The 21,067-nt window shown below is 37.7% G+C and carries 18 protein-coding genes; 15 read left to right on the top strand and 3 right to left on the bottom strand.

Features of this window, described 5'->3' with window-relative positions; genetic code table 11:
- Positions 1–122 precede the first annotated feature (122 nt).
- The 3 genes from ACIP9G_RS15135 to ACIP9G_RS15125 all read right to left on the bottom strand — a co-directional run bounded on the left by ACIP9G_RS15135 (position 123) and on the right by ACIP9G_RS15125 (position 6,251).
- Entirely contained in the window at positions 123–1,778 is a 1,656-nt protein-coding gene (locus ACIP9G_RS15135) for a peptide ABC transporter substrate-binding protein (RefSeq protein ID WP_401020438.1), read from the bottom strand.
- 841 nt (positions 1,779–2,619) lie between these two features.
- Positions 2,620–4,305, bottom strand: a complete 1,686-nt coding sequence (locus tag ACIP9G_RS15130; protein ID WP_340825917.1) for a methyl-accepting chemotaxis protein — start codon at positions 4,303–4,305, stop codon at positions 2,620–2,622.
- A gap of 251 nt (positions 4,306–4,556) precedes the next feature.
- On the bottom strand, positions 4,557–6,251 hold the full coding sequence (locus ACIP9G_RS15125) for an Rqc2 family fibronectin-binding protein (protein ID WP_340825914.1): 1,695 nt from the start codon (positions 6,249–6,251) through the stop codon (positions 4,557–4,559).
- Positions 6,252–6,568: 317 nt separating this feature from the next.
- Between ACIP9G_RS15125 and ACIP9G_RS15120 the strand changes: the two genes are divergently transcribed.
- From ACIP9G_RS15120 to spoVM, 15 genes are all read left to right on the top strand, one after another.
- Positions 6,569–7,444 carry a YicC/YloC family endoribonuclease gene (locus ACIP9G_RS15120; RefSeq protein WP_340825913.1) on the top strand — a complete coding sequence of 292 codons (876 nt, stop codon included), beginning with the start codon at positions 6,569–6,571 and terminating at the stop codon, positions 7,442–7,444.
- Between the two features lie 43 nt (positions 7,445–7,487).
- Positions 7,488–8,105, top strand: coding sequence for a guanylate kinase (gmk, locus tag ACIP9G_RS15115; protein ID WP_340825911.1), 618 nt, complete (start codon positions 7,488–7,490; stop codon positions 8,103–8,105).
- 4 nt (positions 8,106–8,109) lie between these two features.
- A complete protein-coding gene (rpoZ, locus tag ACIP9G_RS15110) occupies positions 8,110–8,337 on the top strand; it encodes a DNA-directed RNA polymerase subunit omega (protein ID WP_173477811.1) in 228 nt (75 codons plus the stop codon).
- Between the two features lie 130 nt (positions 8,338–8,467).
- Positions 8,468–9,478: a bifunctional phosphopantothenoylcysteine decarboxylase/phosphopantothenate--cysteine ligase CoaBC gene (gene coaBC, locus ACIP9G_RS15105; protein WP_401020433.1), complete on the top strand. Its 1,011-nt coding sequence runs from the start codon at positions 8,468–8,470 to the stop codon at positions 9,476–9,478.
- The gene (priA, locus tag ACIP9G_RS15100; protein ID WP_401020431.1) at positions 9,475–11,886 is read left to right on the top strand and encodes a primosomal protein N'; all 2,412 of its coding nucleotides are present in this window, start codon (positions 9,475–9,477) and stop codon (positions 11,884–11,886) included. The genes coaBC and priA overlap by 4 nt, the downstream gene beginning before the upstream one ends.
- Before the next feature lie 88 nt (positions 11,887–11,974).
- Positions 11,975–12,469, top strand: coding sequence for a peptide deformylase (gene def, locus ACIP9G_RS15095; RefSeq protein ID WP_340825905.1), 495 nt, complete (start codon positions 11,975–11,977; stop codon positions 12,467–12,469).
- Between the two features lies 1 nt (position 12,470).
- Complete coding sequence (gene fmt / locus ACIP9G_RS15090) at positions 12,471–13,412, top strand: methionyl-tRNA formyltransferase (protein WP_340825904.1); 942 nt, start codon at positions 12,471–12,473, stop codon at positions 13,410–13,412.
- Positions 13,409–14,770, top strand: a complete 1,362-nt coding sequence (rsmB, locus tag ACIP9G_RS15085; protein WP_401020428.1) for a 16S rRNA (cytosine(967)-C(5))-methyltransferase RsmB — start codon at positions 13,409–13,411, stop codon at positions 14,768–14,770. Before fmt ends, rsmB begins: the two co-directional genes overlap by 4 nt.
- Positions 14,770–15,912 (top strand): dual-specificity RNA methyltransferase RlmN, encoded by a 1,143-nt coding sequence (gene rlmN, locus ACIP9G_RS15080; RefSeq protein ID WP_340825901.1) that lies wholly within the window; start codon positions 14,770–14,772, stop codon positions 15,910–15,912. The genes rsmB and rlmN overlap by 1 nt, the downstream gene beginning before the upstream one ends.
- 6 nt (positions 15,913–15,918) lie before the next feature.
- Positions 15,919–16,668, top strand: a complete 750-nt coding sequence (locus ACIP9G_RS15075) for a Stp1/IreP family PP2C-type Ser/Thr phosphatase (RefSeq protein WP_340825900.1) — start codon at positions 15,919–15,921, stop codon at positions 16,666–16,668.
- A gap of 2 nt (positions 16,669–16,670) precedes the next feature.
- Complete coding sequence (pknB, locus tag ACIP9G_RS15070; RefSeq protein ID WP_340825897.1) at positions 16,671–18,647, top strand: Stk1 family PASTA domain-containing Ser/Thr kinase; 1,977 nt, start codon at positions 16,671–16,673, stop codon at positions 18,645–18,647.
- An 11-nt stretch (positions 18,648–18,658) separates the two neighbouring features.
- Positions 18,659–19,543, top strand: coding sequence for a ribosome small subunit-dependent GTPase A (gene rsgA / locus ACIP9G_RS15065; protein WP_340825896.1), 885 nt, complete (start codon positions 18,659–18,661; stop codon positions 19,541–19,543).
- A gap of 2 nt (positions 19,544–19,545) precedes the next feature.
- Positions 19,546–20,214 carry a ribulose-phosphate 3-epimerase gene (gene rpe, locus ACIP9G_RS15060; protein WP_401020425.1) on the top strand — a complete coding sequence of 223 codons (669 nt, stop codon included), beginning with the start codon at positions 19,546–19,548 and terminating at the stop codon, positions 20,212–20,214.
- A complete protein-coding gene (locus tag ACIP9G_RS15055) occupies positions 20,211–20,864 on the top strand; it encodes a thiamine diphosphokinase (RefSeq protein ID WP_340825893.1) in 654 nt (217 codons plus the stop codon). The genes rpe and ACIP9G_RS15055 overlap by 4 nt, the downstream gene beginning before the upstream one ends.
- 18 nt (positions 20,865–20,882) lie before the next feature.
- Positions 20,883–20,987, top strand: a complete 105-nt coding sequence (gene spoVM / locus ACIP9G_RS15050) for a stage V sporulation protein SpoVM (RefSeq protein WP_401020558.1) — start codon at positions 20,883–20,885, stop codon at positions 20,985–20,987.
- The last annotated feature ends 80 nt before the right edge of the window (positions 20,988–21,067 follow it).

Below are 21,067 nucleotides of genomic sequence, written 5' to 3'. Positions count from 1 at the left end.
ATTTGTCAATTTTCTGACAAATAAATGCCTTCGTATTTTAAAAAGAGCTGACTCGCGCCGAAGTGGCCACGAGGCAGCTCTTCGCTGTAGAGCTTAAAAGATAAAAGATTCAGTAGTGAAAATTATTCCACATCAACATATTTAAGTTTAATGTTACCTAAAATATCTGGAACCATGTTTTTAACTTTTTTATCAACTACTGAAAGGTTAGTGTAGTAGTAGATTGGCGCAACAGGGAATTCTGAAACTGCGATAGATTCAGCTTGTTTTAATAGGTCTAAACGTTTAGCAGAATCACCTTCAGCAATAGATTGTTTTAACAATTCTTTGTATTTAGGGTTTTCCCAGCCTGTATCGTTGTTACCATTTGCTGCTGTATCATACATTTCAAGGAATGAATAAGCATCGTTGTAGTCAGCGATCCAACCCATACGTCCTACTTGGTAGTCAAGAACGTTAAGTTTTTCTAAATACACTTGCCATTCAGAGTTATCAAGACCTACAGTAATACCAAGGTTTTTGCTCCAGCCTTCTTGGATGAATTGAGCAATAGAAGCATGTCCTTCACTTGTATTGAATGAAACATTAATTTTAAGATCTTTTGGATCTTTAATACCAAGTTCTTTCATACCAGCTTCAAGTGCTGCTTTAGCACCTTCGATATCGTTATCTTTGAAGTAACCACGGTCTTCTTCAAAACCGTTAATTGCAGATGGAACCATACCTAAAGCAGGTTTTTGTTCACCTTTAGTAATGTTGTCAATTAAGCCTTGACGATCGATTGCTAATGTTAACGCTTTACGGATGTTAGCGTTTCCAGTAATTTTGTCTGTTGTATTGAATTTGTACCAGTATACACCAGCATAGTCAGCGATTTGTAATGAACCGTCTGCTTTAAAGCCATCAATTTCATCAAGTGAAACTGTTTGATAAGGAGAACCTAAATAATCGATTTCTCCAGTTTTGAACATTGTTGAAGCAGTTGCTTCATTTTCAACCATACCAATGTTTACAGTATCTAGAGCTACACTAGAAGCATCCCAATACTCAGGGTTTTTCTTTAATACTACTGAATCATTGTGTTTCCAAGTATCTAATGTGAATGGTCCGTTCGTTACGAAGTTTTCACCAGCATCAGTGTACCAGTTATCATTGCCTTCAACTACTTTTTGATTTAAAGGAGCATATGTTTTAAATGCAACTAACTCTAAGAAGTAAGCTGTTGGTTGTTGTAAAGTTACAACTAAAGTTTTGTCATCTTCAGCTTTAACACCAACATCATCAGCAGAACCTTCGCCTAAGTTATAAGCTTCAGCGCCTTTAATTGGGTAAAGTAAAGATGCGTACTCAGATAAGTTTTCAGGATTTAAAGCCCATTTCCAAGCATATTCGAAGTCGCCAGCAACTACTGGATCTCCGTTTGTCCATTTTGCATCACGTAATTTGAAAGTGTAAGTTAATAAATCTTCACTCTCTGTATAGCTTTCAGCCATACCAGGAGCTGGTTTTCCATCAAGGTCTAAAACCATTAAACCTTCAAATACGTTTTGAAGAATTGCCCCAGAAGTAGTATCTGTTGCAAGTTGTGGATGTAAAGATGGCGGCTCAGAAGCTACAACTACGTTCAACTCTTTAGAAGAAGCTGTTTCTGATGAACCAGAATCTTTTTTATCGTCTTTTGCTTTATCAGACGAATCTCCACCGAAGCCACATGCAGCAAGTACTAGTGAAAATACTGCAAGGACTGTAAGTAATAAAAACTTTTTGTTCTTATTCATGTGAATCCCCCTTATACAATTTTTAAGCCTTTTGTGAAGCTCCTATTTAATATACCAAAAAAGTCATTGTGCACAAAATAAAAAAGATTCAAATTTATATAGTATTATCTGACATTTACAAGAATAATAATTTTCTTCGGTCTATTACTTCAGTGCACGAAAGTGTTTAAATAATGAGAATTTGATTTAAAACAGCTAAAAATATCAAAAATAAAACAAAATCAAAAAAATGACTTACTATACCGAAAATTCCTATTTTTTCGATAATATTATGACGCAATAAAAAATGATTCAAAAGTCACGGTTGTTATACCTTAAGAAATTTATATAGTTTTGTAGAAAATCATCGTAAAACTAAGTGAATATGATTTTTAATAAGGTAATTTCTTGTAATTTCTAATCTAAAAATATGAATAATACTATCTATAAATGATATATAAAAATTTTGTTTTGTATTTATCTAGTATTTAGCTTTAAGAGAGAAAAAAAGGGAAAAGGAGAGAAATTTGTATTAAATAGCATGCGGTTTAATAGATAGAATAGCTCCATTTAAGCACAAAAGAGTAGTCTAATATTTTTTTAAAATAATACTATGACGCTTTGGAAAGCGGTTGAATATATGAAAAAGCGCTATTTATTAACTTTTAGATAAAAATTCGAAGTTTGTTTTTCTCTTTTTCGGCATATATCTACATGGTGATATGTATTTTGTATAAAAATGATTTCTTATTAAAAATTTATCTGAAGTTCGTCAATTCATTCGATTTTTAATAAATGTATTGCATAGAAAAATACTCTAGGCAAACGCAATGTGTCGTTTACCTAGAGTATTTTTTGAGGTTTATAACTTAAATTGATGTATCTGATTTTGTAAATCTAAAGACTTCTCACTTAAATCTGTCGCTACTAAGTTTACTTGTTGGATTGTTGCGGCTTGTTCTTTCATTGCCTCAGCGATAATTTTCGTATTGTCAGCACTTGCTGAAGCCCCATAAGCAATTTCAGCAACAGAAGCTGCTACTTGTTCAGCACTGGCAGATATTTCTTCAGAAGTTGCAGAAATATCTTCAATTTGATCTGACATTGTATTAATTGCTGTAACGATAGATTCAAAAGCAATGCCTGCATTTCCTATCATTTTAACACCATCTGTTACAGAATGAAGGCCATCAAATACTGCCTTTTCTACATTTTTTGTATCTTGTTGTATGTCTTGTGTTAAAGCAACAATTTGATTGGCAGATTGTTTTGATTCTTCCGCTAGCTTGCGTACCTCGTCTGCTACTACAGCGAAGCCTTTACCGTGTTCACCAGCACGTGCGGCTTCGATAGCGGCATTAAGTGCAAGTAAATTTGTTTGATCCGTAATTGTTGTTATAACTTCTGTAATATTGCTAATTTCTACTGATTGTTTACTAAGTTTTTGAACGAGCGTGTTAATCAGTTGAGTTGAATCATTGATGACGTTCATTTGTTGCTGTGCTTCTTCTATAATGCTGTTACCACTGTTGGCTGTTTCAGATGTAGCAATAGCACTATGGTGAAGCTGTTGTGTTGCTTCTGCAATACGTTGTACCCCTGTTGCAGTTTCATCCATAGCCGCAGCACTTTCCTTTGCAGCAACTGTTGCGGCTACTGCTGACGCAGCGGTGTCATTAATACGTGATGTAACCTCGTCTGTTGTAGCAGAAACTTCTTCAGTAGAGGCAGTTAACTCTTCGGCTGCGCCTGTTAAATGTTCGGAGTTTTCTTGTATATGTGTCATTAAACTACGAACGTTACTTTTCATCGTGTTAAAGGCTACTGCTAGCTGGCCAATTTCATCTTTAGATTGATTTGCAATATCTTGATGATATAATTCACCATTTGCAATATTGTTAGCAGCAACTACTACTGATTTTAAAGGGCGAGTAATTTTACGTTGTACATAGAACATAAGGAATAAGCCGAGTGTTACACCAATAGTAAGCGCAATAACCGAAATAATTTGAGAGTTTTTTACTGCCTGTTTAGATTCCTTCGTAATAATTTCTAGTTGATTCTTTTGGTAATCTACAATTTTATCAGAGACTTCTGATAACCCTATGTTAGCTTGTTGGGCTTCACCATTTACTTTTTTTAAAGCTTCTTCTATATTACCTTCATCATGTAAAGCTAAAACAGTATCAGCTGCTTTGTTAAAAGCATTGTTATATGTATTAAGCTCTTTAGTGTATTCAATCATTTCGGGTGAATCTGCTTTTTCTGTAATTTCCTCAACATGCTTATCAAGCATTAATGAATATTTTTCGAAACTCTCCTTATTATATGGAGTATCTTCAATAAACATTGCGCGAATAAAAAGACCTTGCGTCGCTAATTCAATTTTAATATTATCCGATAGTTCAACTAAGGAGACGCGATTTTCTAATGCATCTTCAACTTTACTCTCAATTTTAGAAAATTGTATAAACAAAATAAGCAAAGAAATGAATAAGGTAAAGATGATCGAGAAAAAACCGAAGCTTAACTTTTTGCCAACAGACATAGTGAATACGCCCTTTCTGAAATGATAAAAATTTTTATAGTTAAATTAAGACATCGTGGAAGCTAGAAGTCAATAACAGAAGGTAGAAACAGTTCAGAATAATCATTGTGGAAATCTTAAAATATCGTAATAGGGAACATAGCCTGTAAAAAACACAAAAGGCATTGATTTTTATCTATATATAGTACACATTGCGGAGAAAGAACTTTGTGAAAGAAAAATACGATGCAATTAGCATCGTATTCCTATCTTTAAGACTGTTTTTTTAACTGTAAAATGACAGTTTCATCTGGATCGATAAACAATGTTTTTTGTTCGAAATAGATAACAAATCCAGGTTTAGCTCCATTTGGCTTTTTGACTTGACGTATTTCTGTATAATCTACTGGAACAGAGGAAGAGTCGCGCGCTTTTGAGAAGTAAGCGGCAAGTGTCGCAGCTTCTCGCAATGTCGTATCATCTGGCTCAGTAGCATGAATGACTACATGTGAACCCGGTATGTCCTTTGTATGTAGCCATATATCAGTACGTTTAGCAATTTTAAATGTTAGCATATCATTTTGTTTATTGTTTTTGCCTACAGAAATAGGTGTCCCTGTAGATGATATATAATGTTCTGGTTCAGGTTTTAGTTGTTTTTTCTTTTTCTTAGCGTGACGTAGTTTTAAATAACCTTGTTCCGCTAATTCTTCACGTATTTCTTCTATATCACCCGGAGCTGCTTGTTGAACCTGTTGAGCTAGCATCTCAAAATAAGTAATTTCTTCTTTTGTTTTTTCAAGTTGCTCTTGTACCATAATAAGGGCATTTTTAGCCTTTGTGTATTTTGTGTAATAACTTTGCGCATTTTCAATAGGTGTTTTACGTTCGCTTACAGGAATCGTAATTTCTTCAGCGGACTCACTATAATAGTTAGTTACTGTTACTTCCTTCACACCTTTTTCGAAAGCGTATATATTGGCCATAAGCAGTTCCCCAAATAATTGGAATTGATCTAGTTTGGAAGCACGCTCATAGTCTTTCGTCAATTTTTTTATCTTTAATGACAATTTATCGATTTCGTTTTGTAGCCAGCGTTCTAAATCTCCAGCTTGTTGTTTCACACGATCTCGCTCAGCACGTGCAAAAAATACGCGGTCAAGCAGTTCATGTACATTTGGATAAACAGTTTTTTCTCCTTGTAAATGGGTTAAAGCGATAGGAGAGAAATAGGTTTTGTTATTGGAAAATACATACATTGGTTCTGTGCCGCCATCACGAAAGGCTGCCATAAAGTCTCTGAAGCATACTACTTTATTAGTTGCAGTTGTTAAGCGGAATAATAATTCCTCGGCATGTAATGGAGAAAAGCCGACAAATTGCGAAACAACTTCTTTTGCTGTTTTCGGCTCAGTAAAAAATGCTGTTAACTGCTCATCTGAGACCGATAGGGGTTGCCATTTATTTTGGGCAGGTGGTGCAATATAAGGCTGTCCAGGTAATATTGTGCGGAAACTATTCATCGATGGTGATAAATGTTTTAAACTATCGATAATTTTATTTTGTTCCTTATCAATTAATAGCAGGTTACTATGGCGACCCATAATTTCTGCGTGTAATTCCCGTACAATTGGATCGCCAATTTCATTTTTACTATGGATTTCTACTATAATAATGCGATCTAGGTCGTGCTGTTTAATAGATGAAATAAAACCACCTTCTAAATGTTTACGTAATAACATACAAAACATAGGAGGTTCCGCGGGGTTTTCTATTGTTTGCTCAGTAAGATGTACACGTGCATAGGAAGGGTGGATAGAAAACAATAATTTGTGGTTGCCACCATTTGCGCGAACTTGTAAAACAACTTCTTGAGCATTAGGTTGATGTATTTTAGTAATGCGACCTGTTACTAATTGTTGCAGGTCTGTTGTCATTGAATAAGTAAATAAGCCATCGAATGCCATTTTAATTCCTCTTTCCAACGATATATTGCATCATTGTGTATTCGTATATAATAGTAATTTTTGCGCCATATTTGTCTGTGTATATGAACATATAGGATGGGATTCTTCCTATTATAAATTGTGTTCAAACAGCCATCTCATGTATGAATGCATTTTTTTGTATGTTTATCATAGCATTTTTTAGGTGAATATTAAAATATAGCTTCAGATGTGGTAGAATTAATTTTTGCACTAGCGAATTTTTTGTGGAGAGACGTCATAAATGACAGAGCTTATGTTATAATAATCCCAGTATGCAAAGAAAGGTGTGACGAACCTTGGTGCGTAGTATGACTGGTTTTGGCAGAGGTGTCACAACAACAAGAGACTTTCAGTTAACCGTAGAAATACGCTCGGTCAACCATCGTTTTTTAGAAATTCATGCAAAGTTCCCAAAAGAATGGCTTGAAGCAGAAATTTTTGCTAAGAAATTGATTTCACAAGCTTTATCACGTGGAAAAATTGATGTGATGGTAGATGTGAAGGATTTAGAAAACGTCGAGCAATCTATTGAAATTAATTGGTCATTAATTGAAGCGTATCGTAAGGCAAAAGAGCAATTAGCAAGTAAAGTACCCCTAGAAGAAAAATGGACAATGCAGGAGCTATTAGCGCTAGAGCAAGCGTTAGTACAGAAAAAACCGCAACTAACGCCAGAGGATTTATTGGGGGCAGTTGAGCATGCGGTGACAGAAGCTACTAGACAGTTGATCCAAATGCGTGAGCGTGAAGGGCAAGAATTGCAAGATGTTGTTGTACAATATAAGGAACAGTTAATGGAACAAGTGAATCAAATTCGCTCGTATTCATCACTTGCTGTTGAAAAATATCGTACGCGATTATTAGAACGAATTGCTGAAATAGCAGATGGAGCGCTCTTAGAAGACCGTTTGCTCGCAGAAGTAGCGATATTTGCTGAACGAGTGGACATAACAGAAGAGTTAGATCGTTTAGATAGTCATTTTAACCAACTGGAAGAAACGTTACTAGAAACAGTTTCAATCGGACGTAAATTAGACTTTTTAATGCAGGAGATTCATCGCGAAATTAATACAATAGGTTCAAAAAATCAATCGACAGAAGCAGCCGTTGCAGTAGTTCAGGCGAAAACAATTTTAGAAAAGATGCGAGAACAAGTTCAAAATATCGAATAATATGCTTGCATCTGTTATAAATTAAGGGAGATATAGAGAATAAATGATAAAAGAACGTGGATTATTAATTGTTCTGTCTGGCCCATCTGGTGTAGGAAAAGGGACAGTGCGAAAAGAATTATTTTCTCAACCGAATACGAATTATGAGTATTCCATCTCAATGACAACACGAAATCCTCGCGAAGGTGAAGTAGATGGTGTAGACTATTTTTTTAAGTCGCGTGAAGAGTTTGAAACGTTAATTGAACAAGGTGGCTTATTAGAACACGCTGAATTTGTAGGGAATTACTACGGCACTCCGTTAACGTATGTAAATGAAACACTTGATGCTGGTCGTGATGTGTTTTTGGAGATTGAAGTACAAGGAGCAGCGCAAATTCGTAAAAAAGCACCGGATGCCTTATTTATTTTCTTAGCCCCTCCAAGTTTAACGGAATTAAAAGATCGTTTAGTTGGGCGTGGGACAGAGACAGCGGATGTTATTGCGAAGCGCATCGCAACTGCAAGTGAAGAGCTTGAAATGATGAGCTTATATGATTATGTAGTTGAAAATGATGAAGTGACAAATGCCTGTGATCGTATAAATGCGATTATTAAAGCCGAGCATTGTCGAAGAGAACGTGTTGAAAAAAGATATTTGTCAATGTTGAGAGGAGAATAAACCAATGTTATACCCATCAGTAGATGCCTTAAAAAAAGAGATCGATTCAAAATATTCTTTAGTAAGCTTAGCGTCAAAACGTGCTCGTCAAATGCAAGAGATTGAAGGTACTGAGCGCTTGCACAAATATGTTTCCTATAAATATGTAGGGAAAGCACTTGAAGAGGTAGCAGCAGGTGTACTTACGAAAGTATCTCAAGATGAGTCAGCTGTGTACGAAGACGAAATCTAACATTGATGTAACAAAGCTTTTGCCAAGTTAATGTTAAAATCTGCAGTGATTTTTTGATTATACAAGAATGCCGAGAGCTCCCGAGGAATTGTCCTTTGGGAGCTTATCGTTTGAAAGGACGACATTGTAGATGAACAAAAATATTTTACTTTGTGTATCAGGTGGTATTGCTGTTTATAAAGCTGTAGCACTAGTGAGTAAGCTATCTCAGGCAGGTGCCAACGTAAAGGTCATTATGACAGCATCGGCGCGACAGTTTGTCAATCCGTTAAGCTTTCAAGTCATGTCAAAAAATGATGTCTATTTCGATACATTTGATGAAAAGGATTCAAATGTGATTGCCCATATAGATTTAGCAGATTGGGCAGATTTAATATTAGTTGCGCCTGCAACTGCAAATGTCATTGGTAAACTCGCAAACGGTATTGCTGATGATATGGTCACGACGACTTTACTTGCCACAACTGCTCCCGTCTGGCTTGCGCCAGCAATGAATGTTCATATGTATGATCATCCAGCAGTAAAACGCAACTTGGCACAGCTAGCGGCAGATGGCTATCAATTTATTGAACCGTCAGAAGGCTTTTTAGCGTGTGGCTATGTTGGCAAAGGTCGTTTAGAGGAACCAGAAAATATTACAGCTCTTGTGCAAGATTATTTTTCATCAAAGGTTAAGCTATTAGCAGGTAAAAAGGTGCTTGTGACAGCGGGTGCATGGTATGTCCCTTTGGATGATCAACATGTAATTAGTACAAAGGCGAATGGTCGGATTGGACAGGCGTTAGTGAATGAAGCACAAGCACTTGGAGCACATGCGATTTTAATTGGTGGAGAAGCTTCAAATGCCAATGATCTTATTGCGGAAGTTGAGCGCTTAAAAAAACAATATCCACATGCATTTTTACTTCACGCGGCCCATATACCAACTATTGAAAGAGCGCCTATTCTGTCTGTCGAAGGTACGACTGCAGTGACATTTGGACAAAAAGTTTATGGTGAACCGATGTTACAAGTTTTATCTGACGAGTGGATTGATTTTAGTCATACTGCGAAAGTAAATGGTGAAGTATTGGATGTATCGGACGCGACACAGTTTGCGAAAGTTTTATGGCAGCATGTATTACAAGGTGAGGCGCAATGAGTTTATATGCTGAGATTATAGTGGATGTTTCGACATACCATGTAGATCGCACATTTGACTATGCTGTTCCTACAGAATGGATAGCTGTTATAGAAAAAGGTTGTCGTGTGAAAGTACCTTTTGGACCAAGAAATGTACTAGGATTTGTTGTAGGTTTAAAAAGTGACACAGATGTCCCTGAAAACAAAATAAAGCCAATTGCACAAATTTTAGATATAGAGCCCGTTTTCACAGAAGAAATGCTGTTGATGGCAAAGTGGTTAAAAAACGAAACGATTTGTTATGAAATTGATGCTTTGCAAGTAATGCTACCTTCAGCACTTCGGGCAAAGTATGAAAAGATTGTTAAATTACAAGTTGAGCAAGATACATTGCCGATAGAAATTCAGCAGATTTTTGGAAAACGTCAAAAGGCAAACTTTAAGGAGTTTGAACGTGTAGGCTTATTGCCGTTATTAAAACAACTGATTGCAGATAAAATTGTAAAGATAGAAAATGTTGTGAAGCAACAAGGGAATGTTAAAGAAGTACGTATGGTCAAAATAGCAGAAGACGAACAAGCGCTAAGAAATGCAATGTTAGAGGCATCGAGAGCTGCGAAGCAACGATCTTTAATTGAATGGATGTCTACGCATCTAGGAGAAATTTTTACGCCTCAGCAAATTTATGATGAAAAAGATGTATCTGCTGCAGTATTACAAGCGGTCATTGACAAAGGAGCTGCGCGTTTTATACAGGAAGAAGTGTATCGAGATCCTTTTACAAACGAAGTTGCGCGCACCCAATCTTTACAATTAACGGACGAGCAGGATGTTGCATTAAACGCCATTGCACACTCACTTGATACACATTCCGCTTCAACCTTTTTATTGCAAGGTGTAACAGGTAGTGGTAAAACAGAAGTCTACTTACAGGCGATTCAAAAGGTTTTACATGAGGGCAAGGAAGCGATTATGCTAGTGCCTGAAATTTCCTTAACACCGCAAATGACAGAACGTTTCCGTAGTCGCTTTGGTGAAATGGTTGCGGTCATGCATAGTGGGTTATCTGTAGGTGAGAAGTATGATGAATGGCGGAAAATTCAACAAGGCAAAGTAAGGGTAGTAGTTGGTGCGCGGTCAGCAATTTTCGCACCTTTTACAAATTTAGGGCTCATTATTTTAGATGAGGAACATGAATCTACTTACAAGCAGGAGGATTCCCCACGCTATCATGCGAGAGATGTGGCAATTTGGCGTAGCCAATATTACCAATGTCCTGTCATTTTAGGTAGTGCGACACCTGCCCTTGAGTCGTTTGCTCGTGCAAAAAAAGGTGTCTATACACTACTTACTTTAAAACAACGTGCACTGCATCAGGCGATGCCAACTGTATTTGTTGCAGATATGCGCGAGGAACTGCAAAAAGGAAATCGCTCTATGTTTTCTGAACTGCTCATTGAAGGGATACGTACTCGACTCGAACGACAAGAACAGATGGTGCTATTTTTAAATCGAAGAGGGTATTCGTCATTTGTGCTATGTCGTGATTGTGGTACTGTCGTACAATGTCCGAACTGCGATATTTCGCTAACCTATCACCGCACAACTGAAAAACTGAAGTGTCATTACTGCGGTTATGAAGAACATGTACCACAAATTTGTCCGCAATGTCAAAGTGAGCATATACGGTATTTTGGGACAGGAACGCAAAAAGTGGAAGAAGAAATTTATAAGCTATTCCCAGAGGCTAGGGTACTAAGAATGGATGTTGACACAACAAAGCACAAGGGGGCGCATGAAGAGATTTTGCAAGCATTTGGTGAGGGGCAAGCCGATATTTTACTCGGTACGCAAATGATTGCAAAGGGACTTGATTTTCCTAATATTACACTTGTTGGTGTGCTTAGTGCCGATACATCATTGCATCTACCAGATTACCGTGCAGCGGAACGGACTTTCCAGTTACTCACACAGGTAAGTGGTAGGGCAGGACGACATGATAAACCAGGTGAGGTCGTCATTCAAACTTATACTCCTGAGCATTATGCAATTGAATTAGCTAAAGTACAAGATTACGAGCCATTTTATGAACGAGAAATGTTTTTACGCCGTCGTTCAGGCTATCCACCTTACTATTTCGTTGCGCTTATACAAGTATCTCATGAAGATGTCATGATGGCAGCGGAGTATGCCGGGCGAGCCGCGGATTGGCTTCGGGGAAATTTATCAAATCAAGTGTCTATTATAGGCCCAACAGTTGCAAGTATTAGCCGTCTCCAAAATAGATATCGCTATCAATGTTTGATAAAATATAAAATTGAACCAAATCTGATACCTGTATTGCAACGATTACTTGCAATGTATCGAGCAGAATGGATAAAACAGGGCATATTAATGACGGTAGATTTAGACCCGTCTACTATATAGGGATGCTATAAGATACAAGTTCAGTTTATTTGCCTGAGATAAAAATAAAGGCGGAGAAGTCTTAAATATTAGAAATGAGGAACGAGAAATGGCGATTAAAAAAGTGATCGAACATCCAGCAAAAATTTTATCAACACCATGTGCTGAAGTAACAGAAATTAATGAAGATATTATAGCATTACTAGATGATTTATATGACACGATGGTGGAATATGATGGTGTTGGTATTGCAGCACCACAAATAGATGTAGGTTTACGTGTGGCAATTGTCGAGCTTGGCGAGGAAAGAGATATTTTAGAAATGATTAATCCTACTGTTATAAAAACAGACGGTGCAGAAGTGGATATCGAAGGTTGCTTAAGTTTTCCTGGTCTTTATGGAGAAGTTGAACGTCCTGACTATGTAAAAATTGAAGCGTGTGACCGGGAAGGGCGTGTGTATGAGCTTGAGGCGGGAGGCTTTGAAGCGCGAGCAATTTTACATGAAATTGATCATTTAGATGGTATATTATTTGATTCTAAAATTAAACGTATTCTTACAGAAGAAGAGCTAGAAGAAATGTACGCAGAAGAGGAGGAATAACATGACGTCGATTATTTTTATGGGAACACCTGATTTCTCAGCGCCAATTTTGCGTATGCTACACAAAGAAGGCTATGATATTAAAGCAGTTGTTACACAACCAGATCGACCAGTAGGGCGTAAGCGAGTGCTAACACCGCCACCTGTAAAGGCAGCGGCATTGGAATTAGGCTTGCCTGTTATTCAACCTGAAAAGCTACGTGGCTCTGAAGAATTACAGCAAATACTTGAATTACAGCCAGATATCGTCATTACAGCTGCATTTGGACAAATTTTACCGAAAGAATTGCTCGATGCGCCACCACTAGGCTGTATTAATGTGCATGCATCACTTTTACCGAAATACCGCGGAGGAGCTCCTATTCACCAAGCAATTATTGATGGTGAAAAAGAGACGGGTGTAACAATTATGTATATGGCGGAAAAGTTAGATGCAGGCGATATTATATCTCAAAAGGCAATAGCTATCGAAGAAGATGACCATACAGGTCGCCTATTTGATAAACTAAGTGTTGTAGGCTGTGACCTATTAAAAGAAACACTTCCTTCTATTATAAATAGAACAAATAGCCGTACTGTACAAGATGAAACACAAGTGACATTTGCGAGCAATATATCTCGTGAACAAGAACGAATTGATTGGACAAAGGATGCAACGACTTTATACAATCAAGTGCGAGGACTTCATCCTTGGCCAGTAGCTTATACTACTTTTGAAGAAGGAAACTTTAAAATTTGGTGGGCGCAAGTAGGACAAGCAAAACATAATGCTACGCCTGGTACAGTCGTAGCAATTGCAAAGGACCATTTTGAGGTTGCGGCTGGAAATGGCACAGCACTTGCATTATATGACATTCAGCCAGCGGGTAAAAAACGTATGACGGCAGAGGATTATTTACGAGGTACAGGTTCAAAATTACAGATCGGGGACCAGTTTAAATGAGTAAAAAAAGCGTAGTAATTTGGGATGGCAATGTACGGGATGCCGCACTTTCTATCCTATTAGCAGTAGATAAAAACCAAGCGTATAGTAATTTACTTTTACACGAAACGATTAAACGCCATAAGATTGAATCAAAGGATCGTGCGCTTTTAACAGAAATTACGTATGGTACGCTTCAATATAAAATGACCCTCGACTATTATTTAGAGCCATTTGTTCGTGGTAAACTAGATCATTGGGTGCGCTGGCTATTGCGTTTGTCGCTCTATCAAATGCATTATTTAACGCGTATTCCGCCTCACGCAGCAGTGAACGAAGCGGTAGAAATTGCAAAACGCCGTGGACACCAAGGAATTGCATCTACGGTCAATGGTATTTTACGTTCTATATTGCGTCAAGGTGTACGATCTTTAGAGGATATAAAAAATCCTATAGAACGTCTTGCTATCGAAACAAGTCATCCACAATGGTTGGTAGAACGCTTTGTAAACAATTATGGTGTAGAAGTAGCTACAGCAATGCTTCATGAAAATAACGTACCGCCCGTGCAAACGGTTCGTGTCAATACGACGGTGGCGACTACAGAACAAGCGATTGAAAGCTTACAAGCTGAAGGTTTAACTGCACAGCTAAGTGATTTAATGCCCGAATGTCTACATGTGACAAATGGCCAACCTGCTCGTACAAAGGCATTTCAGGAAGGACTTATCACTATTCAGGATGAAAGCTCGATGATTCCTGCAAATGTTTTGAATCCTTCTCCAGGAATGCGCGTCTTAGATATGTGTGCAGCACCAGGTGGTAAAACGACACATTTGGCAGAAAAAATGGACAATAAAGGTTCCATTTTGGCAACGGATTTGCACCCACATAAATTAGATTTAATCGACCATAATACAGAACGTCTAGGACTTGATATTGTAGAAACAGCTCCGATTGATGGACGTAAGGCTCCAGAGTTTTTACAACTAGAATCGTTCGACGCGGTGTTAGTCGATGCTCCGTGTAGTGGTTTAGGTGTTATGCGTCGTAAGCCGGATATTAAATATACGAAGCGTGAAGAAGATTTAGAAAACCTTCAAAAAATCCAGTTGGCACTACTCGATGCAGCAACTAAAGTACTAAAAAATGAAGGCAAGCTTGTGTACAGTACATGTACAGTCGATAAACAAGAAAACGAAGGCACTGTTGATGCCTTTTTAAGAGAGCATCCAGAAATGGAAGCTATACAACTAGAATCTTTACCAACAAAATTAGCGGAAAAGCAAGCAAATGGCATGCTTCAAGTCTTCCCACAAGACTTCGGCAGTGATGGTTTCTTCGTCGCAGCCTTTCGTAAAAAAGGAGAATCCAACTAATGGTGGATCAAGAGCAATTTAATGAACGCATTAACGACTTAGTCGATGAAGCTGAAGAAAAGCCAGTTCGACGAGCGAAAAAAGAAAAACCGAATTTAAAAGAATCAATTTATTCATTACAACCACATCAATTAGAAGAATGGCTAAAAGAAAATGGGGAAAAACCATTCCGAGCTGCACAAATTTTTGACTGGTTATACAATAAACGTGTTAAAACATTTGAAGAAATGTCTAACCTATCAAAAACATTACGTGACAAGTTAGAGGCAAGCTTTGCGTTAACAACATTGTCAACGATCATTAAACAGGAATCAAAAGATGGTACGATTAAATTTTTATTCCAGCTACAAGATGGATATTCTATTGAAACAGTTTTAATGCGTCATGAATATGGCAACTCAGTATGTGTAACTACACAGGTAGGCTGTCGAATTGGTTGTACGTTTTGTGCATCAACTTTAGGTGGCTTGAAGCGCCATTTATTAGCAGGTGAAATTGTAGAGCAAGTTGTAAAAGTACAGCAAGCTTTAGATGAGGTAAATGAACGTGTGTCACATATCGTTATTATGGGCATTGGTGAGCCTTTCGATAACTATGATGCCATGATGAGCTTCTTAAAAGTTATTAATCATGAAAAAGGTTTAAATATTGGGGCACGTCACATTACTGTATCAACATCTGGCATTGTACCTAAAATTTATCAATTTGCTGATGAACAGCTTCAAATTAACTTTGCTGTATCATTGCACGCACCAAATCAGGAGGCACGTCAAAAACTTATGCCGATTGCACGTGCGTACAAATTAGATGAATTAATGGAAGCTGTTCGTTACTATACGAAAAAAACGGGCCGACGTGTAAGTTTTGAGTATGGTTTAATGTCAGGTGAAAATGATTCAGTTGAAGTTGCAGAAGAACTTTCTGCATTAATAAAAGGAATTAAATGCCACGTAAACTTAATTCCTGTAAACTACGTACCAGAACGTGATTATATCCGTACATCTCGTAGTAAAATTTTTGCTTTTGAAAAAACTTTAAAGAAAAATGGTATAAACGTAACAATCCGTAGAGAGCAAGGGTCTGATATCGATGCGGCATGCGGACAATTACGTGCGAAAGAGAGATCTGAAGAAACGAGGTGACCAGTGATGGAATACACAGTCGAAAGTGATATTGGTTTAAAACGAGCAATTAATGAAGATCGAGCTGCATTTTTTAAACGACCAGATGGACTTGCACTAGCACTTGTAGCGGATGGCATGGGTGGACATAATGCTGGCGATGTGGCGAGTGATATGGCAATGAAACAAATGGAGAACGTTTTTTTACAAGCAGAGACACATCATTTTGCAACTATGACATCAAAAAAAGAATGGTTACTACAATCAGTTAAGCAATTGAATAAAAATATATTCGACTATTCTTTATCACACGAAGACTGTAAAGGAATGGGTACGACGTTTATTGCCGCGTTAATTGAAGGACATTATTGCTTCATTGCGCATGTTGGCGATAGTCGCGTGTATTATTTCTTTGATGATGGCGCACAACAAATAACAAAAGATCATTCTTACGTTAATGTTCTACTTGAAAATGGTGAAATTAGCGAAGAGGAAGCGTTGACGCATCCGAAGAAAAATTTCATTTTAAAAGCTGTTGGAACAGAGGAAACTATTGAGCCAGACTTTTATGAAGTAGAGCTAGCGCCAGAATCGTATTTACTAATTTGCTCTGACGGTTTAAGCAATAAACTGTCAGTGTATGAAATGGCATCTATCATTACCTATCCAGATTTAATTGAAGAAAAAGGACGAAAACTTGTGGAATTAGCCAATGCAAGCGGGGGAGAAGATAACATCTCCCTCGTGTTACTCACAAGGCAAGATGAGGAGGTGTAAGTATGCTTGTAGGAAAACGAATTAGTGACCGTTATAAAATTATAGATCTCATTGGTGGCGGAGGCATGTCCAATGTATACTTGGCGCATGATATGATATTAAATAGGGATGTAGCAATAAAAATATTACGCTATGATTTTACCAATGAGGATGAATTACATCGACGTTTTCAACGTGAGGCACTTTCAGTTACAAGCCTTACACATCCAAATATTGTAAGTATTTATGATGTAGGTGATGATGGAGATCTGCATTATATAGTGATGGAATATGTTCAAGGAAAGACGTTAAAGCAGTACATACAGGAATTTGCACCAATTTCTCCTGCCAGAAGTGTGCATATTATGAAGCAATTAACGTCAGCGATTGCCAATGCCCATGAAAATCATATTATTCACCGTGACATTAAGCCACAAAATATTTTAATGGATGCGGATGGTAATGTGAAAATTACGGATTTTGGAATAGCTATGACGCTGAGTGCGACATCATTTACCCAAACAAATTCTGTGCTAGGGACTGTGCATTATTTATCACCAGAACAAGCGCGTGGTGGAACAGCAACAAATAAATCAGATATTTATGCGCTTGGCATTGTGTTGTATGAATTACTAACAGGGGAATTGCCTTTTTCGGGTGAATCTGCTGTTTCCATTGCACTTAAGCATTTGCAATCAGAGACACCATCGGTTCGAGCATTTGATGGTACAATTCCGCAAAGTCTAGAAAATGTGGTGTTAAAGGCTACTGCCAAAGATGCTTCCCATCGTTATGCGACCGTAGAAGAAATGCAAGAGGACTTGGATACGGTATTATCATCAACACGTATTAATGAACCAAAGTTTACGATTCCTATCGATAATGACGCTACAAGAGCCATTCCAATTATAAAGGAACAGCCAATACGCAAAGATGAGGATTTAACGCAAACAAGAGCGATGGCGCCTATCACACAGTCGAAAGTTGAAGCAAAGACTAAGAAACCTGTTGAAAAAGTGGCGCCTGTTAAACAAAAGAAAAAATGGCCAATATATGTGACGGGGCTATTAGTAGTCGTTATTGCTATGTTCCTATTCTTTTTATTTGCAACAGATTTATTTAGCCCGAAAAAAATTGAGGTGCCTAGTGTTGCTAATTTAACGGTAGAAGAAGCTACAAAAAAATTACAAGATGAAGGCTTTGTTGTAGCAGAACAAAAACAAGAGCGTAATTCTGAGGAAGTTGAAAAAGACAAAGTCATTGAAACAGACCCTGCAGAAGGTGCAAAGCGAGTTAAGGGAACTGAAGTAGGGTTAATTGTCAGTTTAGGTGTAGAAACGATTAAAATTGATGACTACACGGGGCAACAAATTAGTCAAGTTGAGTCATTGTTAAAAGATAAACTTTCAATCCAAAAAAATTATGTGCATTCCAAACAGCCTGAAGGACAAATTATTGAACAAGATCCGGCAGAGGGTGCTGAGATAATCGCTAAAGATGCAACGATTACATTTACGATAAGCCAAGGCGTAAAGATGATTACAGTAGATAGTGTTGCAAATTACACGAAAGCTCAAATGGATGATTACGTAAATCGAGTAGGGTTGAAATGGCGTACCGTTCGAGAGGATTACAATGATACCGTCGCAGCGGGCAGTGTCATTTCACAAACGCCGAAACCGGGTACTAGCTTAATGGAAGGCGATACAATTGCAGTTGTTTTAAGTAAAGGACCGGCTGAGAAACCTGTGAAGACATTTATTAAAAATGTTTTAATTCCATATGAGCCGTCTGAAGAAGGCGCTGAACAAGTTATACGCATTGAAATTCAAGATAAAACCCATACAATGGTGAAAACCTTTGATGAATTTACTATTACTAGTGACCGACAATACAAAATACAACTCGTCATCGTAGAAGGTGAAGAAGCGGCTTATAAAATAATCCGTGACTCGGAAATTATCGAGTCAGAAAGCTTTAATTATGATGACGTTAAATAAGGGGGAATTGGATGGCGCAAGGCCAAATTCGTAAAGCATTAAGTGGCTATTATTATGTTTATAATGGTGAAGAGCTCTTACAATGTCGAGGACGTGGGGTATTTCGCAATCGCGGAGAATCCCCGCTAGTCGGTGACTTTGTTGAGTATACACTTGAAACAGAAGGATCAGATGGTACAATTCAAAAAATACTTGATCGTCAAAATGAACTTGTACGTCCACCGATTGCCAATATCGATCAAGGCATTTTAGTGTTTTCTGTAAAAGAGCCAAACTTCAATACAATTTTACTCGATCGTTTCCTAGTCGTTTTAGAGTCATTTCATGTACACCCAATCATCTGCCTTACAAAGATGGACTTAATAGAAGACGATGAGCGTAAGGAATTACAGAGCTATATAGAAGATTATGAAAACATGGGATATACAGTGCTTCAAACCTATAAAGATGAGGAAGAACTAGTTGATCGACTTCAGCCAATTTTAAAGGGGAAAACTTCGGTGCTTGCTGGACAATCTGGTGTTGGGAAATCAACATTACTGAACACGTTAATCCCTGATTTAAATTTAAAAACAGGCATTATTTCGCAAAGTTTAGGACGAGGCAAACATACGACTCGTCATGTTGAGTTAATAGAAGTTTGTGACGGTTTATTGGCGGATACACCAGGATTTAGCTCATTTGATTTTGATGAAATTGAAAAAGAAGAGTTAGGTGCATGTTTTCCAGAGATAACACGAATTGCTGAGGATTGTAAATTCAGAGCCTGCTTGCATTTGAAGGAACCTAAGTGCGCGGTTAAGGCAGCAGTCGAAACTGGAGAAATTCGTGAGTACCGCTACAAGCATTACGAACAATTTATGCAAGAAATTATGGATCGAAAGCCGAGGTATTAATCATGATACAAATAGCACCATCAATTTTAGCAGCAAACTTTGCAAAACTAGGAGAAGAAGTGAAAGACGTAGAACGAGCAGGTGCAAAGCTTATTCATATCGACGTGATGGACGGTCATTTTGTTCCGAATATTTCATTTGGCTCAATTGTGTTGGATGCCATTCGTCCTTTAACGGATTTACCGTTAGATGTTCATCTAATGATTGAAAACCCAGATCAATATATTGAACAATTTGCTAAAGCGGGAGCAGACTATATTACAGTACATGTAGAAGCTTGTCGCCATTTACATCGTACAATTCAATTGATTCGTTCTTATGGAGTAAAGCCAGGTGTAGTTTTAAATCCACATACACCAATTGAATCTATTCAACACATTTTAGAGGATATTGATATGGTGTTATTTATGACAGTGAATCCTGGATTTGGCGGTCAAAAGTTCATTCATTCTGTTGTGCCAAAAATTGAAGCGTTATCAACAATTATTAAAGAGCGTAACTTAGACGTTGCGATTGAAATCGATGGTGGTATTAATGCGGAAACAATTGTTCCTTGTGCAAAAGCAGGGGCAACAATTTTTGTAGCAGGCTCAGCGATATACAGCAAAGAAGACCGAACAGCGGCACTGCAAGAGATTCTAACTGCTGGTGAGGCTGCGATTAAAGGATGACCACTGTTGTCGTTTGTGCGGGCGGTCCGAAAGAGGAGCTTTGTTCCTTTGAGCCGTATAATAAGCGAAATGATGTCATATTTATCGGTGCGGACCGAGGATCGCTGTATTTAATTGAGCAAGGAATTAGACCACATGCCATTGTTGGTGATTTTGACTCATTATCACAAGAGGAATATCAATATGTTATGGAGCATGCAAATGATGCTCAGCGTTTCCGAGAAGAAAAGAATGAAACGGATACGGATTTAGCGCTATTAAAGGCATTAACCTATGCCCCTAGCGATATTGTGTTGACAGGTGTTACAGGTGGACGTTTGGATCACTATGAGGCAGCTGTTCGTTCGATCTATCGTTTACAGATAGAACATCCCCTACTTGTGTTGAAAATTATTAATCATGCTAATATGTTGCAGTTTTTGGTGCCAGGCACGCACACAATTCAAGCGGATGATCGCTATCGCTATTTGTCTTTTTTTGCGCATGAGCAACCTATTCTAGGGGTTACATTAAGACATGTTAAATATGAAACGACGAATGAAGAAATTTCATTAGGTTCAAGTCGATTTACAAGTAATGAAATAATAGGCACTTTAGGGTCTATATCCTTTACGCAAGGCATATGTTTAATGATAAGAAGCATAGATTAGCGTAAGGGGGAGAGAGTCCTGAAAGTATATACGTTCCAATTGCCGAAAGTTGTGAGTAGCATTACGCGTACGTGTATTAACCTATTTAAAAAAGATAAGAAAGAAGCTAAAAAATCCGACTGATGCCAGTCGGATTTTTTTTCATAGCTATATAAAGGCGGTTGGTAGTCTGCCTTAAATAATGAAAGAAAAAAATCGATTTA

The sequence above is a fragment of the Lysinibacillus sp. NPDC093197 genome (assembly GCF_044754025.1).
In the GTDB taxonomy this organism is placed as follows: Bacteria; Bacillota; Bacilli; order Bacillales_A; family Planococcaceae; genus Lysinibacillus.
The sequence above is the reverse complement of the archived record's forward strand: the minus strand, read 5'-3'. Positions and strand labels throughout refer to the sequence as shown.

What these genes read in the sequence shown, in the direction of transcription:
- rpe (WP_401020425.1), top strand. Translation starts at nt 19,546, where the DNA reads ATGATACAAATAGCACCATCAATTTTAGCAGCAAACTTTGCAAAACTA.
- ACIP9G_RS15130 (WP_340825917.1), bottom strand. Translation starts at nt 4,305, where the DNA reads ATGTCTGTTGGCAAAAAGTTAAGCTTCGGTTTTTTCTCGATCATCTTT.
- priA (WP_401020431.1), top strand. Translation starts at nt 9,475, where the DNA reads ATGAGTTTATATGCTGAGATTATAGTGGATGTTTCGACATACCATGTA.
- coaBC (WP_401020433.1), top strand. Translation starts at nt 8,468, where the DNA reads ATGAACAAAAATATTTTACTTTGTGTATCAGGTGGTATTGCTGTTTAT.
- ACIP9G_RS15125 (WP_340825914.1), bottom strand. Translation starts at nt 6,251, where the DNA reads ATGGCATTCGATGGCTTATTTACTTATTCAATGACAACAGACCTGCAA.
- ACIP9G_RS15075 (WP_340825900.1), top strand. Translation starts at nt 15,919, where the DNA reads ATGGAATACACAGTCGAAAGTGATATTGGTTTAAAACGAGCAATTAAT.
- ACIP9G_RS15135 (WP_401020438.1), bottom strand. Translation starts at nt 1,778, where the DNA reads ATGAATAAGAACAAAAAGTTTTTATTACTTACAGTCCTTGCAGTATTT.
- ACIP9G_RS15055 (WP_340825893.1), top strand. Translation starts at nt 20,211, where the DNA reads ATGACCACTGTTGTCGTTTGTGCGGGCGGTCCGAAAGAGGAGCTTTGT.
- rsmB (WP_401020428.1), top strand. Translation starts at nt 13,409, where the DNA reads ATGAGTAAAAAAAGCGTAGTAATTTGGGATGGCAATGTACGGGATGCC.
- gmk (WP_340825911.1), top strand. Translation starts at nt 7,488, where the DNA reads ATGATAAAAGAACGTGGATTATTAATTGTTCTGTCTGGCCCATCTGGT.
- pknB (WP_340825897.1), top strand. Translation starts at nt 16,671, where the DNA reads ATGCTTGTAGGAAAACGAATTAGTGACCGTTATAAAATTATAGATCTC.
- rpoZ (WP_173477811.1), top strand. Translation starts at nt 8,110, where the DNA reads ATGTTATACCCATCAGTAGATGCCTTAAAAAAAGAGATCGATTCAAAA.
- def (WP_340825905.1), top strand. Translation starts at nt 11,975, where the DNA reads ATGGCGATTAAAAAAGTGATCGAACATCCAGCAAAAATTTTATCAACA.
- fmt (WP_340825904.1), top strand. Translation starts at nt 12,471, where the DNA reads ATGACGTCGATTATTTTTATGGGAACACCTGATTTCTCAGCGCCAATT.
- rlmN (WP_340825901.1), top strand. Translation starts at nt 14,770, where the DNA reads ATGGTGGATCAAGAGCAATTTAATGAACGCATTAACGACTTAGTCGAT.
- rsgA (WP_340825896.1), top strand. Translation starts at nt 18,659, where the DNA reads ATGGCGCAAGGCCAAATTCGTAAAGCATTAAGTGGCTATTATTATGTT.